This window comes from Arsenicibacter sp. R0_47, from assembly GCF_057652235.1.
In genome coordinates, this window is sequence record NZ_JBYFCJ010000009.1 from 220539 (window position 1) to 246013 (window position 25475).

General features: G+C 55.1%; 18 protein-coding genes. 7 read left to right on the plus strand and 11 right to left on the minus strand.

Annotation, left to right across the window (positions count from 1 at the left end):
• Nucleotides 1-173: 173 nt before the first annotated feature.
• Entirely contained in the window at nt 174-815 is a 642-nt protein-coding gene (locus AC23NW_RS17595) for a 3-keto-disaccharide hydrolase (RefSeq protein WP_487450933.1), read from the minus strand.
• A 109-nt stretch (nt 816-924) separates the two neighbouring features.
• Nucleotides 925-1524, minus strand: coding sequence for a TlpA family protein disulfide reductase (locus AC23NW_RS17600; RefSeq protein ID WP_487450935.1), 600 nt, complete (start codon nt 1522-1524; stop codon nt 925-927).
• An 81-nt stretch (nt 1525-1605) separates the two neighbouring features.
• Here AC23NW_RS17600 and AC23NW_RS17605 point away from each other — a divergent pair, with 81 nt between their 5' ends.
• Both AC23NW_RS17605 and AC23NW_RS17610 read left to right on the plus strand, forming a co-directional pair.
• Nucleotides 1606-2928 (plus strand): chloride channel protein, encoded by a 1323-nt coding sequence (locus tag AC23NW_RS17605; protein ID WP_487450937.1) that lies wholly within the window; start codon nt 1606-1608, stop codon nt 2926-2928.
• Between the two features lie 15 nt (nt 2929-2943).
• Nucleotides 2944-3528 carry a methyltransferase family protein gene (locus tag AC23NW_RS17610; RefSeq protein WP_487450938.1) on the plus strand — a complete coding sequence of 195 codons (585 nt, stop codon included), beginning with the start codon at nt 2944-2946 and terminating at the stop codon, nt 3526-3528.
• A gap of 87 nt (nt 3529-3615) precedes the next feature.
• Here the strand turns inward: AC23NW_RS17610 and tkt are convergent, their stop codons facing one another.
• The 3 genes from tkt to AC23NW_RS17625 form a co-directional block, all read right to left on the minus strand.
• On the minus strand, nt 3616-5622 hold the full coding sequence (tkt, locus tag AC23NW_RS17615; protein ID WP_487450939.1) for a transketolase: 2007 nt from the start codon (nt 5620-5622) through the stop codon (nt 3616-3618).
• A gap of 180 nt (nt 5623-5802) precedes the next feature.
• The gene (locus AC23NW_RS17620) at nt 5803-7284 is read right to left on the minus strand and encodes a DUF1501 domain-containing protein (RefSeq protein WP_487450940.1); all 1482 of its coding nucleotides are present in this window, start codon (nt 7282-7284) and stop codon (nt 5803-5805) included.
• Entirely contained in the window at nt 7281-9995 is a 2715-nt protein-coding gene (locus AC23NW_RS17625) for a DUF1553 domain-containing protein (protein WP_487450941.1), read from the minus strand. Before AC23NW_RS17625 ends, AC23NW_RS17620 begins: the two co-directional genes overlap by 4 nt.
• Before the next feature lie 158 nt (nt 9996-10153).
• Here AC23NW_RS17625 and AC23NW_RS17630 point away from each other — a divergent pair, with 158 nt between their 5' ends.
• A complete protein-coding gene (locus AC23NW_RS17630; protein WP_487450942.1) occupies nt 10154-12253 on the plus strand; it encodes an outer membrane protein assembly factor BamB family protein in 2100 nt (699 codons plus the stop codon).
• A 148-nt stretch (nt 12254-12401) separates the two neighbouring features.
• Here AC23NW_RS17630 and AC23NW_RS17635 read toward each other — a convergent pair whose 3' ends face one another.
• Together AC23NW_RS17635 and AC23NW_RS17640 are read right to left on the minus strand one after the other, a co-directional pair.
• On the minus strand, nt 12402-14282 hold the full coding sequence (locus AC23NW_RS17635) for a tetratricopeptide repeat-containing sensor histidine kinase (protein ID WP_487450944.1): 1881 nt from the start codon (nt 14280-14282) through the stop codon (nt 12402-12404).
• Between the two features lie 34 nt (nt 14283-14316).
• Nucleotides 14317-15069 carry a LytR/AlgR family response regulator transcription factor gene (locus AC23NW_RS17640; protein WP_487450945.1) on the minus strand — a complete coding sequence of 251 codons (753 nt, stop codon included), beginning with the start codon at nt 15067-15069 and terminating at the stop codon, nt 14317-14319.
• Between the two features lie 234 nt (nt 15070-15303).
• Here AC23NW_RS17640 and AC23NW_RS17645 point away from each other — a divergent pair, with 234 nt between their 5' ends.
• From AC23NW_RS17645 to AC23NW_RS17655, 3 genes are read left to right on the plus strand one after another with little or no spacing between them, the layout of a single operon-like run.
• A complete protein-coding gene (locus AC23NW_RS17645) occupies nt 15304-15807 on the plus strand; it encodes an ABC transporter permease (protein WP_293834076.1) in 504 nt (167 codons plus the stop codon).
• A 23-nt stretch (nt 15808-15830) separates the two neighbouring features.
• Nucleotides 15831-16133 carry a ribosomal protein L7/L12 gene (locus AC23NW_RS17650; RefSeq protein WP_487450947.1) on the plus strand — a complete coding sequence of 101 codons (303 nt, stop codon included), beginning with the start codon at nt 15831-15833 and terminating at the stop codon, nt 16131-16133.
• A 23-nt stretch (nt 16134-16156) separates the two neighbouring features.
• On the plus strand, nt 16157-17479 hold the full coding sequence (locus AC23NW_RS17655; RefSeq protein ID WP_487450948.1) for an NHL repeat-containing protein: 1323 nt from the start codon (nt 16157-16159) through the stop codon (nt 17477-17479).
• A gap of 131 nt (nt 17480-17610) precedes the next feature.
• On the opposite strand, the gene AC23NW_RS17660 is transcribed toward AC23NW_RS17655, so the two are convergent.
• The 3 genes from AC23NW_RS17660 to AC23NW_RS17670 all read right to left on the minus strand — a co-directional run bounded on the left by AC23NW_RS17660 (nt 17611) and on the right by AC23NW_RS17670 (nt 23707).
• Nucleotides 17611-18873, minus strand: a complete 1263-nt coding sequence (locus tag AC23NW_RS17660; protein WP_487450950.1) for a glucuronyl esterase domain-containing protein — start codon at nt 18871-18873, stop codon at nt 17611-17613.
• Between the two features lie 6 nt (nt 18874-18879).
• Nucleotides 18880-20730 carry a glycoside hydrolase family 97 protein gene (locus tag AC23NW_RS17665; RefSeq protein WP_487450952.1) on the minus strand — a complete coding sequence of 617 codons (1851 nt, stop codon included), beginning with the start codon at nt 20728-20730 and terminating at the stop codon, nt 18880-18882.
• A 115-nt stretch (nt 20731-20845) separates the two neighbouring features.
• Nucleotides 20846-23707, minus strand: coding sequence for an outer membrane beta-barrel protein (locus AC23NW_RS17670; protein WP_487450954.1), 2862 nt, complete (start codon nt 23705-23707; stop codon nt 20846-20848).
• A 272-nt stretch (nt 23708-23979) separates the two neighbouring features.
• On the opposite strand from AC23NW_RS17670, the gene AC23NW_RS17675 reads away from it, so the two are divergent.
• Nucleotides 23980-25026 carry an SGNH/GDSL hydrolase family protein gene (locus AC23NW_RS17675; RefSeq protein ID WP_487450955.1) on the plus strand — a complete coding sequence of 349 codons (1047 nt, stop codon included), beginning with the start codon at nt 23980-23982 and terminating at the stop codon, nt 25024-25026.
• Nucleotides 25027-25095: 69 nt separating this feature from the next.
• Here the strand turns inward: AC23NW_RS17675 and AC23NW_RS17680 are convergent, their stop codons facing one another.
• Nucleotides 25096-25419: a LytR/AlgR family response regulator transcription factor gene (locus AC23NW_RS17680; protein ID WP_487450957.1), complete on the minus strand. Its 324-nt coding sequence runs from the start codon at nt 25417-25419 to the stop codon at nt 25096-25098.
• Between the last annotated feature and the right edge of the window lie 56 nt (nt 25420-25475).

A 25475-nucleotide genomic window follows, 5' to 3' on the forward strand; every position in this document is an offset into this window, starting at 1 on the left:
GTTTTTTTTGCTTTTTTGTTTTCTTTTTTTTTGTTTTTGTGGCCCACCCCCCCCGACCCCCCCCACCACTGTAAGCAAGCAGAATTAGATTTAGCCAGAGAGCGAAGGGTTGTATGTCAATGGCTTATTCACTCAATCGCACATTCACTAATTCGCTCAATAACGTAGTGTGCTTACGGCAGCGGTTTAATCATAATGTCCTTGTAATAAACCTTGCTTTTCGGGTCGTGGCCCTGCAGGGCTACAGTACCGCTGCTCAGTTTTTTCTGCGCATCGCCGCCTTTCCGCTCCACATTGTCGGGCTCGGTATATTCGTTGATGACTTTATCGTTGATCTTGATGGTTACCTTTTTACCTTCCACGATGATGTGCTCGGTGTACCACTCATTATCCTTCACAAACACCTCTTTCACGTCCTGAACGCCGTAGACGCTGCCGGTCTTCCGCCAGTCGGTGTGTGTCTGGTTGACCTGAATTTCGTAGCCTTTCGACGGCCATCCGTCTTCCTGGTAAACGGTGTGAATGAACATGCCGGAGTTAGAACCAGGTAAGGTCATTACCTTTGCCTTAAATTCAAAGTTTTTGAAGTCGTGGTTCTGTAACGGACCTTCGTAGAACAGGTGCGCGCGCGGGCCGTTGACGACGATGGCTCCGTCCTCAATTTTGAAGGTAGAGGCGTTGGCCCCGACTTTCCAGCCGTTGAACGTTTTGCCGTCGAAGACCTTAACCCAGCTTCCTGTTGAGTTAGTTGATTTTGATCCGGCGCACCCCATAAACAGCAGAGCGCAGGCAGCATAAGTAAGTAGTTTTTTCATGAGTGAGTTTTAAACCCGGTTTGTGTATACAAGTGCGGAATTAAGCTATTTCTACTCGTTTGGCTTGCTGAACTCCCCAAGGGTTTTAAACCCTTGGGGAGTTTTTGGCTTATTTAGACAACGACGTCAGGTACTTCCGGAACTCATCAGTGTCGTAGTTGGCCATGCCTTCGATGCGCTGGGCAATCTGACCGTCTGGCCCGAGGATAATGGTCGTCGGAATGGCGGTGGTTTCAAACGCCTGTGGCATCGGACCGGCCAGCCCGAAAACCGGCATGGTGTACTGTTTTGCTTTAGCGAAGTCGCGGGCCGTAACAAAGTCATCATCCAGCGAGAGCATCACAAAAGCAACCTTGTTTTTATCCAGCGATTGGTACAGCCGCTCAATGGCGGGCATTTCGGCTTTGCAGGGCGGACACCAGGTCGCCCATTGATTGAGAAAAACAACTTTACCCTTAAATTGAGACAGCGAAACGGCATTCCCCCCGGCATCGACCAGATTCAGGGCAGGGTAGCCGCCCGTGGTGGTTCCGGCCTGAGCGGACGCCGGTTCGTCGGTCGGGGCGTTTTTAACGCCCGTTTTCAGGACAAGCTGCTGAACACCGGTCCGGATGTTGCTACCTAAATCGGTGAAAAACAGGATCAGGATAAAGCCGGCCATCAGGATATATTGCAGCCAGTTAGTTGATTTTTTCGGGGATGTCTCCATAAGCGGGTTTGTAAGGTATATGGTACACAACAGGATGTAATGACCATTGGTTGCAAAGTAAGGGGATTCCGGGTAACGCATATGGATATCAGAGAAGAGTTTTTATTATTCCTGTCGGTATTGAAATGGATCGTACTGGCCACCATTATTGGCTGGATGACCGGTTTTGCCGCGTCCGGATTCATCAAACTGATTCACTACATCATTGAGCAGAGCAACGAGTATGAATCGGTGTTTTACCTGCTGCCAGTTAGTTTTTTTACCGCTAATCTACTCAGTCAGTTTGTCTTGAAACGACACCTGGGCACGGATGCGCTGATTGCCGCCATCAACAATAATCATGGCCGGATTGAGGGTAGTTTTGTACCGACAAAGATTATCAACGTCATGCTGATTTTAGGCACCGGCGGGTCGGCCGGTAAGGAAAGTCCGTGTGCGCAGATCGGGGCCGGGCTGGGCAGTCTGTGTGCCAATGTTCTGAAGGTTGATGACATTGACCGGCGGAAAATGGTGCTCTGCGGCTTTTGTGCCGGTTTTGCCTGTGTCTTCGGCGCTCCGCTGGCAGGTGCGTTGTTCGGCATCGAGCTGCTGGCGGTCGGGGTGATTCTGTATGATGTACTGCTGCCGGCGTTTGTCGCCTCGATCACGGCTTATCAGGTGTCATCGGGTCTGGGGGTGACGTTTTTTTACTATCCGCTGCATTTTGTACCGGCGTTTGAAGAAGGGTTTTTCGTCCGGCTGCTGCTGGGGGGCGTGTTTTTCGGCATCATTGCCTTTTTACTGATCAGGCTCATTAAACAGGCGACGGAGCTGGTCGGTACCATCCCGGTATGGCGTCCGCTGAAAGGCCTGGTTGGCGGTGCGTTGCTGGTAGGGCTGGCCCTGCTGTTCTCCCGCGACTATCTGGGCCTTGGCCTGAACCTGATGGAAGGCGCTATCCGTGGCGAGGCGGTAGTGCCGTATGCGTTTCTGCTGAAAGCCCTGTTCACTATCCTTACGCTGAGTATCAGCCGGAGCGGTAGTGTGATTACGCCCATGCTGTTTATCGGGGCAACGGCCGGAAGCGCCTATGGCCAATTTGTCGGGGCAGATCAGTCAACGTTTGCGGCGATTGGTTTCGTCAGTGTGCTGGCCGGAGTCGCCAACGTACCGATCTCTGCCAGCATTCTGGCCGTCGAATTGTTCGGGGCCACGGTAGCACCCTATGCGGCGGTATCGTGCGTGATCAGTTTTCTGATGTCCGGCCATCAAAGCCTGTATACGGCCCAGCGACTGACGATCAGCAAATCCAGAGCATTTGATGTCGAACTGGGTAAAGAATTTAAGGAAACCACCCAGACGATCCGGCCGGTTACGTTGTCGGTAATACGCTGGTTTCGCCAAATACTTTCCCGAAAACGATAATCCTGCAACATGCAAATGACTTATGTATTAATCATAACCGGCTGGGGGCTGTATGGGGCAGTACACAGTCTCCTCGCCGCGCAGCGGATCAAACAGTACGTACAACAAGCGGTTATGCCGGCGCGCTATTACCGGCTGATATATAACCTCATAGCCGCGATCACTTTTCTGCCTCTGCTCTACCTGCTGCGTTTTACGCCCGTTGATCCGATGCAGTTAATGCAGCCCGTAGCGTGGTTTGGGAACGGCCTGATCCTGACCGGAACGGTGCTTGGAGTGCTGGCGCTGCGGCATTATAACCTGGCTGAATTTGTAGGGTGGCCGGCAACCGACCCGCAACCGGCAGGTCCGGCATCGTTGCGCCGGCAAGGGCTGCTGGCTTACGTCCGTCATCCGCTCTATACGGCCACTTACATTGCCCTGGCCGGTTTGTTTATACGGCAACCGGACATGAAACACCTTCTTTTTTGCCTGGGGGCAATGATCTACATCCGGACCGGCATTTACTTCGAGGAAAAAAAGCTGATCCGCGAATTCGGCAGTGAGTATCTGCATTACCGGAAAGAAGTACCAATGTTGTTCCCGCTGCGGGGATTGTGAGGGGTGAAATGAAAGCCGGTTGTGCGCCCTGCCGGCAGGACACACAACCGGCTGGTTGGTTCTGATTAACCAGTGACAAATAGTTGCTTAGCCGAGCATTTCTCTGGCCAGCCGCACCACGTTATCCACCGTAAAACCAAAATAAGCCATTACTTCATCGGCAGGTCCCGACAGTCCGAAGTGCGTCATGCCCAGAATACGGCCCTCGTCGGTGACGTATTTATGCCAGCCGATGGGCGAGGCCATTTCGACGGCCAGCCGCTTCCGGCAATCCGGGGGCAACACCTCATCCCGATACGCCTGATCCTGCTTATCAAATAACTCCCACGACGGCATACTCACTACCCGTGTCGGAATGCCGTTTTGGGCCAGATGCGTCTGCGCGTCCAGGACCAGCGACACTTCTGATCCGGTCGCAATCAGAATAAGCTGCGGGGTTGTGTCTGCCTCACTCAGAATATAGGCGCCTTTGTGAACGCCTTTTGCCGAAGCGTATTTTTCCTGATCCAGCACCGGAAGCTTCTGCCGCGAAAGCAACAAGGCCACCGGTCCGCTGCGGTGCGTCATGGCAAACCGCCAGGCTTCTACGGTTTCGTTGGCATCGGCCGGCCGGATGACGATGGAGTTCGGGACGGCCCGCAGCCCGACATACTGCTCGATGGGTTGGTGGGTCGGGCCGTCTTCGCCGAGGCCGATGCTGTCGTGGGTAAACACAAACGTGGCCGCCGATTCGGCGAGGGCGGTCAGCCGGAAGGCTCCGCGCATGTAGTCGGAAAAGTTCAGGAATGTGCCGCCATACGGGTGTACGCCGCCATGCCGGGCCATGCCGTTCAGAGCGGCCGCCATCGCATGTTCCCGCACGCCAAACCAGATGTTGCTGTTTTCGTAATGCCCCGGCTGGAAGCTGACGTCGCCTGCCGTCGGCATATCGTTAGAAGACGCCAGATCGGCCGACCCGCCGAAAACGAACGGCACCCGCTTTTTGATGGCCGTCAGGGCTTTGCCCGATGCCTGCCGCGTGGCCAGTTTACCGTCGGCAGGGGTGAAGACCGGCAGGTCCTCATCCCAGTTGTCGGGCAGGTCATAGTGAAACGACCGTGTAAACAGATCGGCCTGCTGCGGAAATTCAGCCTGCCAGGCATCGAACCGCTTTTGCCAGTCAGCTTGTAAGGAGGCGCCGCGATTACCAACATCGGCCATGTGTTTGCCGGCGTCGTCGGGTACGACAAACGATTGCTCGGGGTCGAAGCCCAGAAACTCCTTTACCTTTTTTACGCCCTCTTCGCCCAGCGGGCTGCCGTGCACTTTGCTGGTGCCCTGCTGCGGGCTACCATACCCGATAATGGTCCGGACGGCAATGATCGACGGGCGTTCGGTTTCGGCCTGTGCCGCCCGGATGGCCTGATCAATGGCTTCGAGGTCATTGCCGTCGGCGACTTGCTGCGTGTGCCAGCCATAGGCCGCAAAACGCGCCATGCGGTCTTCCGTGAAGGCCAGACTGGTATCGCCGTCGAGCGAAATCAGGTTGTCGTCGTAGAGGTAAATGAGCTTGCCAAGCTTGAGGTGACCCGCCAGCGACGCGGCCTCTGCCGCAATGCCTTCCATCAGGTCCCCGTCGGAGACGATGGAATAGGTATAATGGTCCATGACGGTATGGCCGTCGTGGTTGTAGGTTGCGGCCAGAAAGGCTTCGGTCATAGCCATGCCGACGCCATTTGCAAACCCCTGTCCGAGCGGGCCGGTTGTTACCTCGACGCCGGGTGTCAGGTTGGATTCCGGGTGGCCGGGTGTTTTCGAATGCAGCTGCCGGAAGTGCTTCAGGTCATCGAGCGACAGGTCGTAGCCGAAGAGGTGGAGCAGGCTGTACAACAGGGCCGAGCCGTGGCCTGCCGACAGAACAAACCGGTCGCGGTCGGGCCAGTTCGGGTCCTTTGGGTTGAAGCGCAGGAAGCGTGACCATAACACATAGGCCATCGGCGCGGCGCCGAGGGGCAGGCCGGGGTGGCCGGAATTTGCCTGCTGAACAGCGTCAACCGACAGAAGCCGGATGGTGTCAACGCACAGCTGATCGAGGTTAGTCGGGGTGTTTTTCATACGTCTGAGAAGCATTAATACTGATTATTGGACAGGATCCATAATCCTGTCAAAAACGGGATTGACATGATTGCAGGATGTGTATAAAAAAAACTGTAAAACCTGTAATCCTGTCAAAAAATCCCTTTAATCCTGTCTCTAAAACTGCTCAGCGCGTAAGTTGATTATTAAAATGAGGGATTACGCCAGAATATCGCGGATAACCTGTCCGTGGACATCCGTCAGCCGGAAGTTCCGGCCCTGAAACGGGAACACCAGTTTTTCGTGATCAAAGCCCAGTGCATGCAGAATCGTGGCCTGCAGATCATGAATATGCGTGCGGCCCTTGACCCCGTAATAGCCGATTTCGTCGGTTTCGCCGTGGCTGTACCCCGCCTTCAGGCCACCGCCCGCCATCCACATCGTAAAGGCGTCGATATGGTGGTCGCGGCCCTTAAACGGCGAATCGTTATCCCCCGCGCGGTTTTCCATCATCGGCGTCCGGCCAAACTCGCCGCCCCAGACCACCAGCGTGTCTTCGAGCAACCCGCGCTGCTTGAGGTCTTCGAGCAGGGCCGCAATCGGCTTGTCGATGGTACGGACGTTGTTGCGGAGCCCTTCGCCGACGCCGCTGCCCGCATCCGTGCCGTGGGAGTCCCAGCGGCGGTCGAACAACTGCACAAACCGGACTCCTTTTTCGAGCAGCTTACGGGCCAGGAGGCAATTGTTGGCAAACGACGATTTACCGGGTTTGGCGCCGTACCAGTCCTGTACCCATTGCGGCTCATCGGCAATATCCATCGTTTCCGGTACTTCCGACTGCATCCGGTACGCCAGTTCGTACTGCGAAATCCGGCTCAGAATCTCCGGATCGCCGATTTCCTGATGTTCAAGCTCATTAATCTGATTGATGACCTCAATGGATTTTTTACGCAGGCTGTCGCTGACCCCCGACGGGTTTTTGATGTACAGTACCGGTTCGCCCATCGACCGGCATTGCACGCCCTGATAGACCGTCGGCAGGAAACCGCTGCCCCACACCGATTTGCCGGCACTCGGGTCCGACCCTGAAACGAGGACGACATAGCCGGGCAGATTCTGGTTTTCGGAACCAAGCCCGTAGGTGACCCACGCCCCCAGACTCGGGCGACCAAGCCGCGGGCTGCCCGTATGCATGAACAGTTGGGCGGGCGCGTGGTTGAACTCGTCGGTATGCATGGCCTTCAGAAACGTCAGGTCATCCACCACTTTGGGAAGGTGCTCAAAATACTCCGACAAATAGGTGCCCGATTGCCCGTACTGGCAGAACTGCGCCTGTGGCCCGAGCATTTTCGGAACCCCTTTGATGAACGCAAACCGCTTGCCTTCGAGCAGCGACGGCGGACACAGCTGTCCGTCGAGTTTCGCCAGTTCGGGTTTGTAATCGAACAGCTCCAGCTGCGAGGGAGCGCCTTCCATGTGCATAAACAGCACCCGCTTTGCTTTCGGCGCAAACGGCGGCGTGATCGGCTTCAGCGGATTGTCGGCCAGGTCAGTTTTGGCTTGCCCTGACCCGCAGCTGTCCAGCAATGACAACAGGGCCAGCGAGCCCAGTCCTGACGTACATTGCTTTAGAAAATGACGACGTGTATTAAACGTGGCTTCCGAAAACAGGGCTTCGTCGGCGTGTGAGATCCGTTTCATTTGGTCAGGGTTTCGTCGAGGTTTAACAGGGCATTTGCCACCAGCGCCAGGGCATTGGGGTCGGGTACGGGGGATGGTTTCCGCCGTGGCGGTAACGCATCGGTATAAAGTTTTTCGAGCAGTACAAGCTTGGCCGGTGCCGGTTGCCGGAACATGATCCGGCGGTAACCGGCGGCAATTTTGTCGGGAATTGTCCGGCCGGATTTATTCATAAACTGCGCCAGATGCTGCGCGGCTTCGGTATAAACCGTATCGTTGAGCGTTGTCAGGGCCTGCAGCGGGGTGTTGGTCCGGACACGGCGCGAGACACAGACATTGCGCTGCGGACTGTCGAAGGTTACCATCGACGGAAAGGGATTGGTCCGTTGCCAGAACGTGTACAGCGCGCGCCGGTGCCGGTTTTCGGGCTTTTCATGTTCCCAGCCCCGGTCAGCCGGGTTAAACGGCCGGACGCTCGGGCCATAGCGTTCGGTGTTCAGCAGGCCGCTGACGGCCAGTGCCTGATCGCGGATCTGCTCGGCACTCAGCCGGACGCGCGGACCACGGGTCAGCAGCAGGTTACGCGGGTCTTTTTCCAGCAGTTCCGGCGTTGTTCTGGCCGATTGCCGGTACGTTTCCGACAACACCATCGACCGCAGCAGCTTCTTTACACTCCATTTGTACTCGTCCTGAAACTGAACCGCCAGCCAGTCGAGCAGTTCGGGGTGGCTGGGTTTGGCCCCCATCGTCCCGAAGTCTTCCAGCGTTTCGACCAGACCGATGCCGAAAAGCTGTTCCCAGAACCGGTTTACCATCACGCGGGCGGTCAGCGGATTCTGCGGACTGACGAGCCAGCGGGCCATGTCGAGGCGGTTGGTGTGCCCGCTGTTCTGGTTAGCCAGAAATCCGGGAAGGGCAGGGGTAACGGCAGGGCCCTTGGTCAGCCAGTTGCCGCGGATGAAAACATGGGCCGTGCGTTTGCGGCTCTCGGGGCGTTCGATGATGACGGGTGTCGAAACGGCCGGAATCTGCGCCAGTTGCACCACTGAATCCCGTAGGGCCTTGGCGCGCTGAATCGGGGATCCGGCCACGCCCAGCTCGATCCAGTCGAGGTGTACAAGGTCGCTGCGGAATTCCTTGTCTTTCCGGAAGACCACCACAATGGTATGTAGGCCGGTGGTGGGTTTGATGGGCGTCGTCATGGTCCGGAAGGTTTTCCAGCTGCCCCACGAGGCCGGATCGCCTTCCTGCGCCGGCAGAATTTTCAGCCGGCTGAGCAGCGGACCGTCGGGCTTGTCGAGATGCAGTTCCAGAAACGAGGTAAACGAGGTAGTATAGTTGTACGAAATCTGCGTCACGCCGGTCATGTCCACGTTGTCGTAAGCCACAAAAGCCCCCTCGGTGGTTTGCATGATGGTCGTCTGGTTGTTGAACAGCTCAATGTGGCGGCTGGTACTGTCAAAATCTTCGGCTTCAATCCGCCGGTAACCCAGGGCCGACAGCAGGGCCTGCCGCTGTTGCCCAAGACCGCCTTGCTGCGGATGGCTCATATACGGTTTTGCGGCCGGTTGTGCCCTAATCCACGTCATCAGCCTATTCACCCGCAGTTCGTTGTCAGGGGTGAAGGTGTACAGTTTGGGCTTTTCGTTGTAGAGGTCTTTGTCCTGTGTATTGTTGAAATACGCCATGAACTTGTAAAAGTCGGCGTGGCGGATCGGGTCGTAGGGATGGCTGTGGCACTGCACACAAGCCATGGTTGTGCCCTGCCAGACCTCCCAGGTCGTGCTGACGCGGTCGATCAGCGCCATGTTCCGGAACTCTTCGTCGTTGGTGCCGCCTTCGTCGTTCGACATAGTGTTGCGGTGGAAAGCCGTGGCAATCAGCAGGTCGTCGGCTGTTTTCGGGTCGGAGGCCGGGAGCAGGTCACCGGCCAGCTGTTTCACTGTAAATTCATCAAACGGCATATCGCGGTTGAGGGCTTTGATGACCCAGTCGCGGTAGAGCCAGATGCTGCGTTCGAGGTCTTTTTCGTAGCCTTTCGAGTCGGCATAACGCGCCAGATCGAGCCAGAGCGAGGCCCAGCGTTCGCCGAATTGCGGCGACTGGATCAGCTGATCAACCAGTTTCGGATAAGCCTCCGGCGAAGTATCGGCCAGAAAGGCAGCGGCTTGTTGCGGGGTCGGGGGCAAGCCGGTCAGGTCGAGGCTGACCCGCCGGAGCAGGGTAGCCTTGTCGGCTTCGGGCGAAGGTGTCAGTCCTTCCTTGCTCAGCCGGTCGCGGACGAAGGCATCAATCCCCGTGGCATCGTCAACGTCGGGTGGTTGCAGGGAACGGTCGGGGCGGATATACGCCCAGTGGTCTTCCCATTCGGCCCCCTGATTGATCCAGGTCTTAATCAGCTTGATTTCGTCGGCCGATAGCGGCGGGTGTTCCTGCGGCATCCGGAGTTCGGGGTCATCGGTCAGCAACCGTTTAACCAGTTCCGAATTGTCGGCATCACCCGGAATGATGGCGTATTTACCGGACTTGGCTTTTGCCAGCGCTTCCTCCCTGAACAGCAGACTGAACTTGCCGCTTTGTTTGATGCCCCCGTGGCAGGTGATGCACTTTGTGTTGAAGATGGGCCGGATGTGCTCGTTATAACTGATTTTCTCATCGGTAAACAGCGAACTGAGTGTGCAGGCGGTCACCGTAAACAGCAACAGCAAACCACTAAACCAGTAGAGTTTCATACGCAGGCCGGAAGTTTGATCGTTCAGGAAAAGAAAATATTGATCGGGAATAAAACGTAGAAATAGTACCATTCTACCGGTTTGAATGCCTAATTTCCGGTAAAAAAAGTAGGCGGCTCCGTTTCGCCGCTTATGCCCGTAAACCTACTCCTGACCTTATGTTCCGTTACGTGCTGCTGGCCGCCGGTTGTTTGCTGACGGCCGCTTTTTACGCCCCGTCCTCCGACGAAAAAGACACTGACTGGCCGGAATACCTTGGTGGCCCCGACCGTAATCATTACTCACCCCTTACGCAGATTAACGCAGACAATGTGGGCCGTCTGGCCGTTGCCTGGACCTACTCGGCGCCTGATTCCGGCCAGATGCAGACCAGCCCGATCATGGTTGACGGGTTGGTGTATGGGGTGACCAGTACCGTGCAGGCGTTTGCTCTCGACGCGAAGACGGGCAAAGAAGTGTGGCGGTTCGGCGACCCGCTGAAGAGCTGGGCCAGTACCAGCCGTGGGGTTACCTACTGGCAGGACGGCAGCGACCGGCGGATTCTTTATACCGTCGGGCCAAATCTATGGGCACTCGACGCAAAGACCGGGAAACCGGTCCAGAGCTTCGGGGACGGCGGCAAGGTGGATCTGCATACGGGCTTACCGGCAGCTGCCAAAGACAAATTCATTATTTCGAATACACCAGGTACGTTGTTCGGCGACCTGATCATTATGCCGGTGCGGTTGTCAGAAGAAGCCGATGCCGCGCCCGGCGATATCCGCGCGTTTAACGTCCGCACCGGCAAACTGGCCTGGTCGTTTCATACCATCCCGTATCCGGGCGAACCCGGCTATGAGACCTGGCCGAAAGAAGCGTACAAAAACACTGATGTCGGCGCGGCCAATAACTGGTCGGGCATGGCGGTTGACCGCAAACGGGGCATTGTGTTTGTACCGACCGGCTCGGCGTCCTATGATTTCTACGGCGGCAACCGGAGGGGGCAGAACCTGTATGCCAACTGCCTGCTGGCGCTGGATGCGCAGACGGGTAAACGGCTCTGGCATTATCAGTTTATCCACCACGATGTCTGGGACCGCGATATTCCGGCCCCGCCGAATCTGGTGACGCTGAACCACAACGGGAAGCGGGTCGACGCGGTAGCACAAGTGACGAAACAGGGGTATGTGTTTGTCTTTGACCGCGTAACCGGTAAACCGCTGTTTCCGATCAACGAGGTAGCCGCCCCGAAATCGACCATCCCCGGCGAGGTGACGTGGCCGACCCAGCCACTGCCCTCGAAACCGGCTCCCTATGCGCGGCAGGTGAACACGCTGACCGAAAACGACATCAGCCCTTACGCCGAAAACCGTGACTCGCTGGTGGCCCGCTTCCGGAAATACCGCAAAGAGCTGTTTGCGGCTCCAAGCCGTGAGGGAACGATCATTTACCCCGGCTTCGACGGGGGCGCTGAGTGGGGCGGGGCCGCCGCTGATCCGGAGGGGATTCTGTATGTCAACAGCAACGAAATGGCCTGGATTCTGACGATGGTCGATACGCCGAAGCAGGATGCTCTGGCCCATCTGCCGACCGGCGAGCGAATTTATACCACAACCTGTACGCCCTGCCACGGGGCCGACCGCAAAGGCAACGCTAAAAGCGGCTACCCGTCGCTGGTCGACATTGGCCGTCGCCGCGACCGCGCCGCCGTGACGCAGGTGATCAGCAACGGCAAGGGCATGATGCCGGGCTTTACAACCCTGACCGCCGACGAAAAACAGGCGCTGGTGGCGTTTCTGTTTGGCGAGGAAAAGAAAGAAGTCACGTCGGCAGTGGCCTCGAAAAAGCCGTGGTTGCCATACCGGAGCACGGGCTACAACAAATTTCTGGACAGTCAGGGGCTGCCGGCCATTGCCCCGCCGTGGGGAACGCTGAACGCCATTAACCTGAATACGGGCGACTATCTTTGGAAAATTCCGTTTGGCGAGGTGCAGGCGCTGAAAGACAAAGGCATCCCGACAACCGGCACCGAAAACTACGGCGGACCGGTTATTACGGCCAGCGGTCTGCTGTTTATCGGCGCTACCAAAGACGGCAAGTTCCGGGCGTTCGACAAAAAGACGGGGAAACTGCTTTGGGAAACCAAACTGCCGGCAGCGGCTTTTGCCACGCCGGTTACGTATCAGATTGGCGGAAAACAATACGTCGTGATTGCCTGCGGGGGCCAGAAACTGGGCACACCCAAAGGCAATCAGTATGTCGCCTTTGCATTGCCGTAATGCTTAAAGGGGGATTTTACCACATAGACACATAGAAAACAAAGAGTTTACGTTTCTTAAGTGCCCTATGGGTCTATGTGGTAAAACTAAATCCTGATTAGTGTCAATAAGATAACCTGCAACTGGTTAAAATGCCTGTCTGAAGAGTTCAACCCAGCGGAATCCGGATGGTGACGCGGGTACCTGCCGCGCTGCCATCCGGAAATACCAGATCGTCAAACTGAATCATCGGCTGGCTGCTGCCGGTCTGATCCAGTAATTTAAGCCGTTCTTCGGTGGCTGAAACCGAAAACGAAACATGGCGGGCGGGGCCTTTCTGCTGTTTGATTTCCGCCGAACGCGCCCGGCCGATGCCGTTATCTTCCACCGTACAGAGAATAAACGCTTCGTCTTCCGAGAGGGCAAAGGCAATGCTGAGTTCCTTTGGCCCTGGTTTATGCAGCAACCCATGCTTCATGCTGTTTTCGGCAAAGGGTTGTACCAGCATCGGCGGGAGCTGGTGGTAATCTTCGTCGAGGTCGTCGCTCAGGGTGATGCGATAGGTGAAATCCTGCGGAAACCGCATTTTTTCGAGTTCCAGGTATTTCGTCAGGATGTCGGTTTCGGTGGCCAGGCTGATTTTTTTCTTGCCCGAGACCTGTAGAATCTGGCGGGTGAGGTACGTAAAATTGCCCATCTGCTCGTTGGCCACCTGCTTGTCGCCATACATAAACTGCTCCTGAATGCTGTTGAGCGCATTGAACATAAAATGCGGGTTCATCTGGCTTTTCAGGGCCTTCAGTTCGCTGTCCCGCGCCTGCTGCTCAATGGCGATACGGCGCTCGGCTTCCTGTAATTGTGTTGTCAGCAGTTCGCGCTGTTTGCGGCTCCGGAAGCGGGCAAACAGCCCGTAGGCGACTACAGACAGCGCAACCACTATGGCCAGCATGGTATAAATTAACCCCGTTTTGCGCTCGGATTCCAGTTCCGTAATTTGTTTCTGCTGAGCCAGTGTCCGGATCGCGTGGTCTTTCTTTTCGGTCTCGTATTTGGTGTTCAGCTCCTGAATGGTCTTGTCTTTCTGAATCGTAAACAAGCTGTCTTTCAGAGAAATATATTGATTCAGGGCCAGATAGGCTGCCTTAAAGTCATTACTTTTCCGGTAACTCTGCTGTAGTGCAAAATAGATATCCATGAGGCCTTCATTATCACCGGTCTGCCGGGCAATGGCCTCTGCCTGCCGGAAGTAACGGAGGCTTTGCGGTATATTGCCCAGACTGAGGTATGTACGGCCGAGATTATTCAGGTTTTTGGCGCGTACAAAATCAACGTGATGCCGTTCAATTTCGGTCTTTGCCTCTTCAAGGTATGACAAGGCCTTAGTAAACTGGCCGAGGTCATAATAGGTTTTGCCGATGTTGTCGAGGGTCAGCGCGATCCCGAAGCCGATCCCCTGGCTGCGGCAGATGTGCAGGACCTGTTCGTATACCTGGATGGTTTTGACGTATTCTTTCTGCTGCGCGTAGGCATTGGCCAGATTGGTCAGAATTGCCGCGCGGTTCTGGCTCACCGTGTCATGGTGTTGTACCAGCAACTGGTCCGCTTCGGTCAGCAGGCGGATGGAGCGGGCATTGTCGCTGTTGTGGTAGAAGACATTGGCCAGGTTGCTTTTGCCGATCACGATGTTGCGGTAATCACCCCGTTTTTCGGCCAGCCGCAGTGCCTGCATATAGTATTGGGTTGCCTTATCATTAAGCGACCGGCTGAAATAGTAGTTACCCAGGCAGTTGAGCGACCGGATCTGTCCGAGTTCATACCCGAGCGTATTGGCAATCCGGTTGGCTTCAGTGGCCATTTTCAGCACCGTCGTGTCGGACCGGAACGTGGCGGCCACGCAGGCATCAATCAGGATCTCGGCGCGCACCGTGTCGGCCTGCGGGTGTTTTTTTAGCTGTTGTAAGAGCGTTTCGTACGATTTCTGTGCCAATGCAGGCCGAGCCGCGATAAGCCATGCAAACAGCATGACCGCCAGCCAGATAAACTGTTTCATAATCAGGGTTTAGTCGGGTGGGTTTGTAAGCGGATTATACGCGGATACCGGCGATAAACTCGTCGAAGTCCTTTACTTTTTCACGGGCAATAGGGGTGCTGAGGCCATTATCGAACTCGATCGTAGCACCATCCTTTTTGTTGTAGCGCCGGATCTGATGCGTGTTGATCAGATAAGAGCGGTGAATACGGTAAAAGCGCTCGTCGTCGGCCAGAAGCTCATCAAATTCCTTTATTTTTTTGCTTACCAGCGTTTTGCCCTGGCGGGTAATGACATTGGTATACGAGCCGTCGGCTTCGAAGAAAAAGATATCGTCCAGCTGCACGAACAGCAGACTGTCGGCCATGGGGAGCGCAATCTTCTGTAGTTTGGTCACGTTCAGATTCTCCCGCAACACCGCTGCCCGCTGGCTGATCTGACTCTGGCCGATAATCCTGTTTGCCTTCTCTACACCGGCAATCAGTTTGGAAATGCTAACGGGCTTCAGCAGGTAATCAACCGCAGAAACCTCAAAAGCCTTGAGCGCATATTCGGAATAAGCCGTGCAGAAAATTACCTCAAACGAGGGTTGCCGGAAATAGTCAAACAAGGCAAATCCGTTCTCTTCCGGCATTTCAATGTCCAGAAAAACCAGATCAACCGGTTGGTTATTGATCATTTTGACTGCACTGCGGACATCTCCCGCTTCGCTGATTGTCCGGATAGCCGGACAATGGTCGGTAAGTAGCTGGCGCAGCAGCGACCGGGCGGCGGGCTCGTCGTCGACAATAAGTACACTGATGGGCATAGGGTAAACCAGATGGTGGTCTGTAAATTGGTTACTGTCCGGAATATTACGAAAAAAAAACGTATCAGGATTTATGGAGCCAAAGAAGCGGTTCATGGACGTGGGACAACATTTCGTGAAACCGGTCCGATGATGTTGCAAAGGCTAAACTACTTTCGGGCTATCAAAGGCTGGAAAACAATAGATTACTGCTAGCCGGATTTTACAACCTTTCTGATAAGTCAGATTTACCCTATGAAAAAAGTATTTACGACAATTGTTGGTATGCTGCTCGCCTGGAACGTGCAGGGGCAGTCGGCTATTGATCTTACGGAAGACAAGCCTACAGTAAGCAACGGAATGGAGTTCAGCTATACGGTCAGAAATGAGCGCAATGAGGAATCCTATTCGCGCTATGAAGTGTCGGTAACGGCTCAGAATAAAAGCGGCTGTATGCTGATTTATTTCAAAAAGGCAGGCGAAGAACTGAACAGCATTTTTGAAGGCGATCCGTCGGCCATTGCCCGGTTTGAATGCGTGAATGCCACCGGCAAACGGCTCACGTCGAAAGGCGCAAACGTAAAGGCAAAGCCGTTTTTTGTACCCTATACCAACAACGGAACCACCACGAAAGTTGAAGGGGGCTATCTCCTGAAAAACGGTTCCCGTGTCTCTGCCGACCTGATTGTCATTGTGCCGAAAGGCGAACGGCCGAAGTTTAAAGTGCGCCCGCAGGACTTTGTTGATGTTGTTGAATAATCCCTTAAAACCTCTCTGAAACCATGAAAACGCTGCTTTTTATTGCCCTTTTGTCCGGTTCACTACTGCCGGTCGCTCAACCTGAAACGATCACCGTGCAGGTGCAGGAAAAATACGTAACCGTAACGCTGCTGCGCCCCAAAGACCGCTCAACGGCCGCGCACGTTACCAAAGCACTCGTCAGCTATTTCGGCATACACCAGCGCCAGGCGATGGAGATTGTTGCGGCGGCGCCGGTCGTGCTCGCCAAGCAGGTCAGCCGCGACGAAGCGGCCAGCATCAAAACGGCCATTGAAGCCGCCGGCGCTGAAGTAGAAGTGAAATAAAGGTTTCTGAAGAACACTCAGGTATGAAAAAACAATCGTTGCTCAGACGGCTTGCCGGTACGTTGCTGACACTAATCACGCTGATACAACCAGCGCTGGCACAGAGCTGTCCGGGCGTTACTGTTGCCGGAACAGCAGGTACAAGCGGCACCACCCCTGCCTTACTGCATTTGCCGGCCGGGGTCGCACTGGATGCGGCTGGCTTTATCTTTGTCGCTGATCCGGAGAATCACCGGATCGTGAAGTTTGCCCCGAATGCAACCTCAGGCAGCGCCGGTACGGTTGTCGCCGGCACAGGTTCGGCCGGCAGCGGACCGCACGAACTGAACAAGCCAACCGGTCTTGCCGTAGATGCAAACAACAATCTTTATGTTGCCGATTCGGAGAATCACCGTATTCAAAAATTTAGCCCGAACTCGGTAGGAGGGGATAACGGAGTCACGGTGGCCGGTACCGGTACCGGCGGGTATGGTCCGGACCAGTTAAACAAGCCCTATGCCCTGGCCGTTGATGGCAGCGGCTATATCTACATCGCTGACCAGAACAATCACCGTATTCAGAAGTTTAGTCCGAACTCGGTTGGGGGCGACAACGGGGTCACGATTGCCGGCATGACGATTAGTGGATTGCCCAGCTTTGGCTCATCCCCCGACCGGCTTTATTACCCGCTCGGTGTGGCACTAGATGGCTCAGGAAACGTTTACATTGCTGATGCCAAGAACTCCCGTATTCAGAAATTTCCCCCGAATTCGGTTGGGGGTGACAATGGGACCACGATAGCCGGCATAACGGCAGACGCCGGACCTGCCAATAATCAGCTGGAAGCGCCCCTGGGCGTGTTTGTGGACGGAGCGGGCTACATTTATGTAGCAGAGTGGTATAACCACCGGATACAGAAATTTCCTCCGAATTCGACGGAAGGAACGCCTGGTATTACCGTCGGCGGGACATCCGGTGTATCGGGGTTATCAGCAAATCAGCTGGATAACCCATCCGGTCTGGCAGTTGACGCCATGGGCTCGGTTTATGTGGCAGACCGGAATAATCACCGTATCCAGAAGTTTATGCCAACGGTTACCCAAACGTCAACAATCAGCCAGCTGACCGCTGACGAATCGGGGTGCCCTGTCCGGTTACGGGGGGCTGGCAACGGCCAGACGTTTGTGTTCTCCGGACCCAACGGCTACGTCTTCAGTGAGGTACACCGGACGGCCGGTAGCTACCAGCCGGTGGCGTTTGATGTCCGTGTGCCGGGCACCTATATCCTTCAGGCCGGAACAGCGGGCGGGTGCGGCTCGTCCGTTCCGGCGCAGATGACCGTGACGGTAGCCCGCAGTTGTCCGTAGCGCATCTACCGGTAAACAACAAGCTGAGAATTAACGTCATTGGGCCAGGCTATTGCCTGACCCAATGACGTTTTACGAACTGTATCCAGTCCTTTAACGTTTTCTGGCCGGCCGCTGATCTACCTGCCTGGTCAGCGCTTCCGGAAATGATTGTCGGCAAACCGGAGGTACTGCTCCCAGTCGTAGTCCGTCACGTCGTGGCCGCCCGGCCGGATGTGGTAGCCAATCTGTCCCTGTACCGATTGATTCAGCGGCGGCAGGGTAGACACCGGTAAACCGTTGGTAGCAAAGAACTTGTACACCGGCGTTGCCGCCACGGCCGATGCAAACTCACCCGCCGGATCAGCGCCTTTGTCGTCCTGTGCGCTGCCGATATAGACCGGTCGCGGCGCAACCAGGCCGATCACCATGTGCTGGTCGAAGGGCAGCAGGGTGTCTTTATCCATGTATTGCCGGAAGCTTTTGGCGTACCAGTGCGGGAACACCGTACAGAGGCGACGGATATTCTCCCCAACGCCCCGATGAAAGAGCTTGGCCCCGCCCGCTCCGGATTCGTGGCTGATCACGAGCGCAAACCGCGGGTCTGACGCACCGGCCCAAAGCGCTGCCTTCCCGAGTCTCGACCAACCAAATACCGCCACGTGCTGCCGGTCAATGGCCTTGTCGGTTTCGAGGTAATCCATGATCCGGCTCAGGGCCCAGGCCCATGCACCGATTGTACCGAAATTATCGGGCCGCTGCTGGTAGGCCGGAAACAACTGATGCACACCCGTCGTCAGGGTCGAGGCTGCGTTATCCGACGCCACGTCTTCGCGGTAGGCAGTCACGAGCGCATACCCTGCCTTCAGGATTTTTTCGACCGGCCATTGCCTGGCATTGGTGCCGCGGCAGGCTTCGGTGGCGCGGTTGTGCTGCACACAGCTCAGGTCGATGTACGGGTTGTTTTTACCGGACTCGACAAACGACTTTGCCAGCCGGATGCCCGGATCAGGATGGATGGTGTGATTGCCCCAGAAATTCAGCCCGACAATCGCCGGTGCGGGGCCTTTCACCTGATTGGGAATATAGAGCAGCACGTCGGTTTGCGGGCCCTGCGGGGTGCCGTTGTAGTAGATCACCACCTGCTTCCGCGTGGCCAGTCCGCCGAGGGCCTGCCGGTCTTCGTCAACGACAACAAACCGCATGGCGGATGGGCGGGGTGGGGCCTGTCCGTACATCTCCGAGGCAAAAAGCTTCAGCAGTTCAGGGCGGCGCTCTCTGGTCCACTGGCGGGCAGTCTGCACCCGTTTCCCGTTCGCCATCAACAGCGGATCCGGAAGCGTCTGCGCTATTGAACCGGTAGCATAGACCAAAAGCAAACAAAGGTTTGATAATGAAAACAGTAACGGCCTCATGAGCGATCAGGGATTAGGGTCAATCACGACGCCCTGCCCGCCCTTCGCGGCCAGCTGTACCGGAAACGCATCGCCTTTTTTTACGGCAATAGTACGTTTGCGGATGCTGTCGGCACCATCGTCTTCGTAAATGGTAGCGGTGTAGGCCTTGCCTTTGTCGAGAAAGCTCAGGGTGAGCGTTCCGGACCAGTCACTAAGTCCCGCCGCGGCACCAAGATACCATGTTTTTCCCTGTCGTCTTGCTACGGCAATGTGCTGTCCGGGCTCACCGGAGAGATAATGTGATTCATTCCAGACGGTCGGCACACGGCTGAAGAACTCAATTTCGCCTTCATTGGTGTAATCATTCGGGTTACCGTACCAGAACATGGCCTGTAACGGACTGAAATAAACGACCGTCAGGGCCAGCTGCTGGCCTTTGCTGACCTGTAGTTTTGTCTTGCGCAGGTTATCGCTGAAGGCTTTGTTGGGGTTCGGATAGCAAAAGGTATAATCGGCAGCACCGGCCAGGAACCGCGTAAACGGCAGCACGGTGTTGTAATAGGCATCCGGATTATTTTCATTGCCGCGGATGCCTTCCTGCGTCAGCAGGTTAGGGTAGGTGCGGCTGAGGCCTGTCGGTTTGTAATTGTCGTGAATATCAAGGATAAAGCCGTGGGCCTGCACCTTCGGCAGGGCCTGTGCCAGCCACTGAATGCCTTCCTGGCTCACGCCGTCGACAAACCCGAACTTCAGCCCCGCAACGCCCCATTGCTGGTACAGCGGCAGGATAGAGTCCAGCTTAGCCCGTAAAGCAACGCGGTTAACGTACAGAATCACCCCGATGCCGTTTTGTTTTCCGTACCGGATCACCCTCGGCATGTCGATGGCCTCGATAACCTTAGTCGGGTCGGAAGAACCACGGAATTCGGCGCCGTACCAGCCGGCATCGAACATGATGTATTGCAGGTTATGCTTTTGGGCAAAATCAATGCAGTCAATGCCGTTCTGTGTCGTCAGGTACGAACGGATCAGCTTGCCGGGCTTTGCCCACGACGGGATACCGCCGGCCGGTGGGGGCGATAAGCGGAAGGCCAGGTCACTGAACGCGTGCAGGCCGATGGCCGTCGGGCTCACGCTGACGGTACGCCACGGGCTGGTAAACCGATCCCCGGTCTGTACCGAATCCGGTTTGTTCAGGTCGCGGTATTCTTTTTTGAAGCTGACAGCCAGTGTATTATCCGTAGCACCTTTTTCGAGGACAGCTTTCGTATAGCTCAGGTTAGCTGCCTCCCCGACCGAAACGAACAGCTTGCCATTGGTCAGGGTCGTCGGAAAATCACTGGTTTTGCTAAAGGCATCAATGGGGGTAGGGGTAAATACCGTTTCCTCATTGTACTGATAGAGGGTAAACGGACCCGTAAACCGGAACGTGGTCAGCTCACGGGAGATGACACCGGCCGGTTGCGTGAGGACATACCGGAACGCCAGGCTGTTGTTATAAAGCCGGAAGATGACCTGAAACGGAGTCGCCCCCGACCGGCAGCTGACGGTTGTTTCGGTAAACTGGTTCTGAATCCGGTCGTTTTCGCCCAGTGGCCAGGCAATGGTTTCCTTAACTGTCCGCGTAGATGATGTAACGATTGACGCATCGGTACCGATACTGCCGGAGCGCAGCTGCAGGCCCAGAGCCGACCAGTCAACAACGGCTGTCTTATTGACCAGCAGCCGGTATACCAGCTGTTTATCTGCCGTTACGGTAACGTCCACACGGGTTTTGCCATCCGGCGAGGCCAGCTTAACGGTTGTTTGGGCATGTACGTGTACAAAGCCAAAAACGAAAAGCAGACTAAAGAAAAGAAAACGGTTGAGCAGCATCAGGTACGATTACGTTGCGAAAAGGGTTAAAAGAAAGCCTGCCGTTTGACTGGCAGGCCTGTCTTTTAGAAATAGCAGAATAGGGAACGTAAATACCTGTCTGGTGTGAAAAAAATTAAAAACCGCCGCCTTGCCGCTGCCGGAAACCGCCGCCGCCGCCCTGACCGCCTTCGCCGCCGTTCCGGCGGAAATTGCCGCCCTCGCCTTGTTGGCGGTTGCCGTTGCCGCCCCGGTTCCCGCCACCGTTAAACTGCCGCAGGGTGTAGGTAAATGTGCAGAGGAAATAGCGCTGTAATACCTGCGACTGCGTATCCTGCAAATAGGTATCCGACACCGAGCGGCTGATACTGGCGTTCTGTTTCAGCAGGTCAAACACAACGATTTTGAGTTCGCCGCGCTGGTTTTTGAGGAATTTCTTGCCGAGAGCCGCATTCCAGAGGGTGTAGTGCTGGTTCAGGCCACCGGAGAGGCCGCGGTACTGCTGATTGGTCAGATCACTCTGGAAGACCATGCCTTTCCAGAAAATCCAGTTGACACGCGCATTCAGCGTCCGGTAGAAATAGCTGTTGTCGAGCTTCGACTGGATGGTGTTGTGCACCTGGTTGTAGTTCAGGGCGTAAGAAACGGTAAAGTCGATTTTCTCGCTGATGTTGCTGCTGATGGTTGCCCCCTGCGAATACGTCGAACTACGCGAAAAATTGGTTTGCCGGTTAATCAGACTCGGCGAGTTATTGTAGGTGTAACCGGCGCTGAGGTTGAAATTGGTTTTAATCGGCTTAATCAGAAACCCGTACGTGGCTGATGAGCGGAGGCTCCATAAACCGTCGAGGTTCACCGGCTGGGTCAGCTGCACGCCCTGACCGACGAGCTGACCGTTGGGCAGGCGGATGGTCCCGTCACTGATCTGGGTCGAGTTCGCGATGTAATTCCGGGTCATGTCGGCCCCCAGCGAGATAAAAAAGCTCTTCGACGTAGCCGGCTTGTTCAGGGTATACCGGCTGGAGAACGAGTGATTATACGATTGTTTCAGGTTCGGGTTACCGGCTGTCAGGAACAGCGGGTTTGTGTTATTGATTACGTTCTGCAGCTGCGAAATCGACGGCGCGTTGGTATTGGTATTATAAACCAGCCGGAACCGGTTTTCGCGGTTAGGACGCAGGTCAATGGTAACGGCCGGCAACAGATTATCAAACGTAGCCCGGACATGATTCAGCCGCGGGAAACTCTGCTGGCTGATCAGGTCGGCCCGCTGGTACGACAGCTCGGTAATGATGCCTACTTTTTCGGTATGGTAGTTGTAATTGGCCGCCGCCTGATTGGTCAGGTAGTCGTTGGCAAATGAGTTTGACAGCAGGGAGTCGATGATCGTATAGCGCTGCGTCAGTGTATCCAGTTTGCGGGTCCGGCGGTCTGAGTCGGAGTTCCGGTAAGAACCCCGGTAGCTGATTTGCAGCAAACTTTTGGGCGTAATCGGCTCAGTGTAGCTGATGTTCAGTGAGTGCTGATAACTCGGCGAGGTATTCGTTGTCTGCTGGTCGATCCGCTGTAAACGATAGCCTTTGTTGAAATATTCGTTCCGGGACTGCTGGTTATTTACCGATTCCGAGGTCGAAATATCGGTGCCCAGGTTAAACGAAACCGACCGGCCTTTCTTCCCGAATTTATGACGGTAAATCAGGTTCTGCCCGAACGACAGACTCTCATTGGTCGTGTAATAGGTACTGTTCGTCCGGTTCAGCAACGTGCTGTCGGCGATGGATGTTATACCAGCCACGGTCCGGTTTGAGGAGTTATTCTGGGTGCGGAACCGGGGGGTAAAAATAAACGAGTTGTTATCGTTCATGTTGTATTCCAGCCGCAGGTCTACCCGGTGATTGCCGTTGTTGGTCCGGCTCATGGAATTTTCGCGGTAAAACTGATTGGCATTTTCGGCAAGGAAATACTGCCGGACAATCGACCGGTCGTTGTGGTTCTGCGTGTTATTGTAGAAATAGCTGCCGCGGACGGCCAGCTTTTTATTGAGTTGGTCAGAAAAGTTGAGGCCGATGGAGTTGGTTGTGTTGATACCGGCCTGCTGCCCGACGCTGGGTTGGCCGCCGCGGCCACCACCGCCGCTGGCCACATCCTGGCCTGTAAAGTTCTGCTGGTTTACGTTGTTCGACAGGCCCAGGATAGTAATCCGGCGTTCTCCGTTGAAGACATTGACATTTGCGCCCGCCGAGTAATTATCGTTGGTGCCGTAGCCTGCCGATAACCGCCCGAAAACACCTTTCCGCTTATTTTTCCTCGTTACGATGTTGATTGTTTTGGTCGTCCGGCCGTCGTTGAAACCAGTCAGCTGAGCCTGATCGCTGAGCCTGTCGAGAACTTCGATTTTGTCGACTACTTCGGCGGGCAGGTTCCGGATGGCAATAGACGGATCATCGCCGAAAAACGGCTTCCCGTCGACTAGAATCTGCTGTACGTTTTCGCCCTGGGCTTTGACCTGCCCGTTCTCCACGGTAATGCCCGGCATCTTTTTCATCAGGTCTTCGGTGGTAGCATCAGGATTGACTTTAAAAGCATCGGCGTTGTATTGCAGCGTATCGCCTTTCATCTGCGAGGGCGGAATCTGTGCCTTCACCACCACTTCCTGAAGACTCTTCGCATTCTCGTTCATGATCAGTGTCCCGAGCTGCAGTGTTTCGCCGGTCAGATCAACGACCTGCTCCACATTGTCAAAACCAATGTAGGAAGCCTGTAGGCGGTATGTCTGCTGGTTAATGCCCGTAAACCGGAACGCCCCCGTGGTATCGGTAGTCATAAACTTTTTCTGGGTGGTATCCTTCTGCGCCGTCAGGATAACGGCGACGCCGACAAGCGGGCTGTTTTTCTGGTCCGTAAAGCGGCCGGTAAGGGTACCGGTCTGGGCCATGGTGCGGAGGCTGAAAAACATAGCCGTCAGTAAAAAAAGCAGCGTCAGGGCTCGTTGGCGCATAGGGTTCGGGCACCGGTAACCCGAACGGCAAAAGCCGTGGATTTACGGATGCAGGCTAGTAAGTGAACGAAAAAGTGTTTTATGTAACGTAATGTCTATAAAAGTAGTCAAAAGTCTAAATTTTAATGTAGTGCCGGAAAAAAAGGTAGGTGTAACTATCCGGTTTACAGCTACTTCAGTAGTTGTGTGTATATTTGCAACTTGAAAATGTATAATATTGAAAAAACTGGCACACTTTTGGGTATAGCATAGGTCAGGAAGACCTTATACCCATGAATACTACCTATACGTTTATGCCTGTAATCCAGATGAAAAAGCTCATTATGAGCATTTTATTACTGGCTTGGGTTACAGCCGGCCGTACGCCGTTACTGGCGCAGGCCACAAATCCTCCGGATTGTGTCACGGCCTGTATTCCGATTACTGTTAAACGGTTACCGAATAAATCTGCAAATAATCCTAATCCGGATAATCCGTCACAGACTACGTTGCCAACCCCTGCTTTTAATTTACAAAGTGGTAATGTACCCTATTCGTCCGCTGTTCAGTTTTCGGCGCTTGATTTGCCGGCCGGAGCGGTTGTCGAGTATTCAACGGATGGCGGGACAAACTGGGTGGCCGGTCAGGCCATGACGGTGCTCAGCGAAACATCTGTGCTCGCCCGGACACGGTTAAACAGCCAGGTTTCCGCAACGGCATCGGCCCGGTATGCCCCGTATTTCCGGCGCATGTTTGTGTTGGGCAACAGCATTACTGCCATCAGCCCGGTGCCGGAAATCGGCTGGACAGGAAACTGGGGAATGGCCGCTTCATCGGCCGATAAGGATTATCTGCACATCCTGACGGGGCAACTCAAAAACCGGTATACGGATGTACAGGTAAAACCGATTGCCGGCAGCAGCTTCGAGCGTACATGGTGGACCTACGATCTTCCGTCGTCGCTGGATGAGCACCTGCCCTTTGATGGCAACGGTCCGGATCTGGTCATTGTCCGGATCGGGGAGAATATGGATGATACGCAGGTTGAACCGCAGAATCTGGAAGGTTACTACCGGCAGTTGCTTGAGTATCTGGTGAAATTCTCAAAAGGGCCGGTGAAGGTGGTCTGTACGACAACGTTCTATCCGGGGCAGGATAAAATCAACGCGGTTATCCGCAAAGTAGCAGCTGAAAAAGGGTATCCGGTAGCGGATATACATTCACTGGCAGGAGAGGCGGGCCTGCGGGCAACGCAGTATACCAATGCGGGACTTGCTCAGCACCCGAATGACGCCGGTATGCAACGGATAGCGGAGCTGATCTGGCAGGCTGTAAAATAGCCGCCGCGCACAGAAAGAGAATGATAAGACAGAACCCCTGGGACCGGATCGGTGTCAGGGGTTCTGTTTTTATGAATTAACCACCGTAAGGCCGGTCCGGATATTCTGAATGCGCCGGCGGGAAACACTGAGTTCCTGGCCATTGCTGAGCTGTACGGTAAAAGGTCGGTACTTTTCATTAAAGTTGGCCAGGTGCTCCGGGTTAATCAGCATGGATTTATGGATCCGGATAAACGGTGTGAGCCGGTCTTCAAACCATTTCAGGGTTTGTGATACCAGAAATGTTTTGCCGTCCGTATAGTGAATACGTGAGTAGTTGCCGTCTCCCTGAATCCAGATTATGCCATCAGTTTGTAGGGGCTTATCGTAGCCCGGGACCTTGAATGTTGCCATAGGTAATCGCTTGCTGTTTGCTTAAAGACGGGCGGAAAGCAGCCTGGTCACCTCAA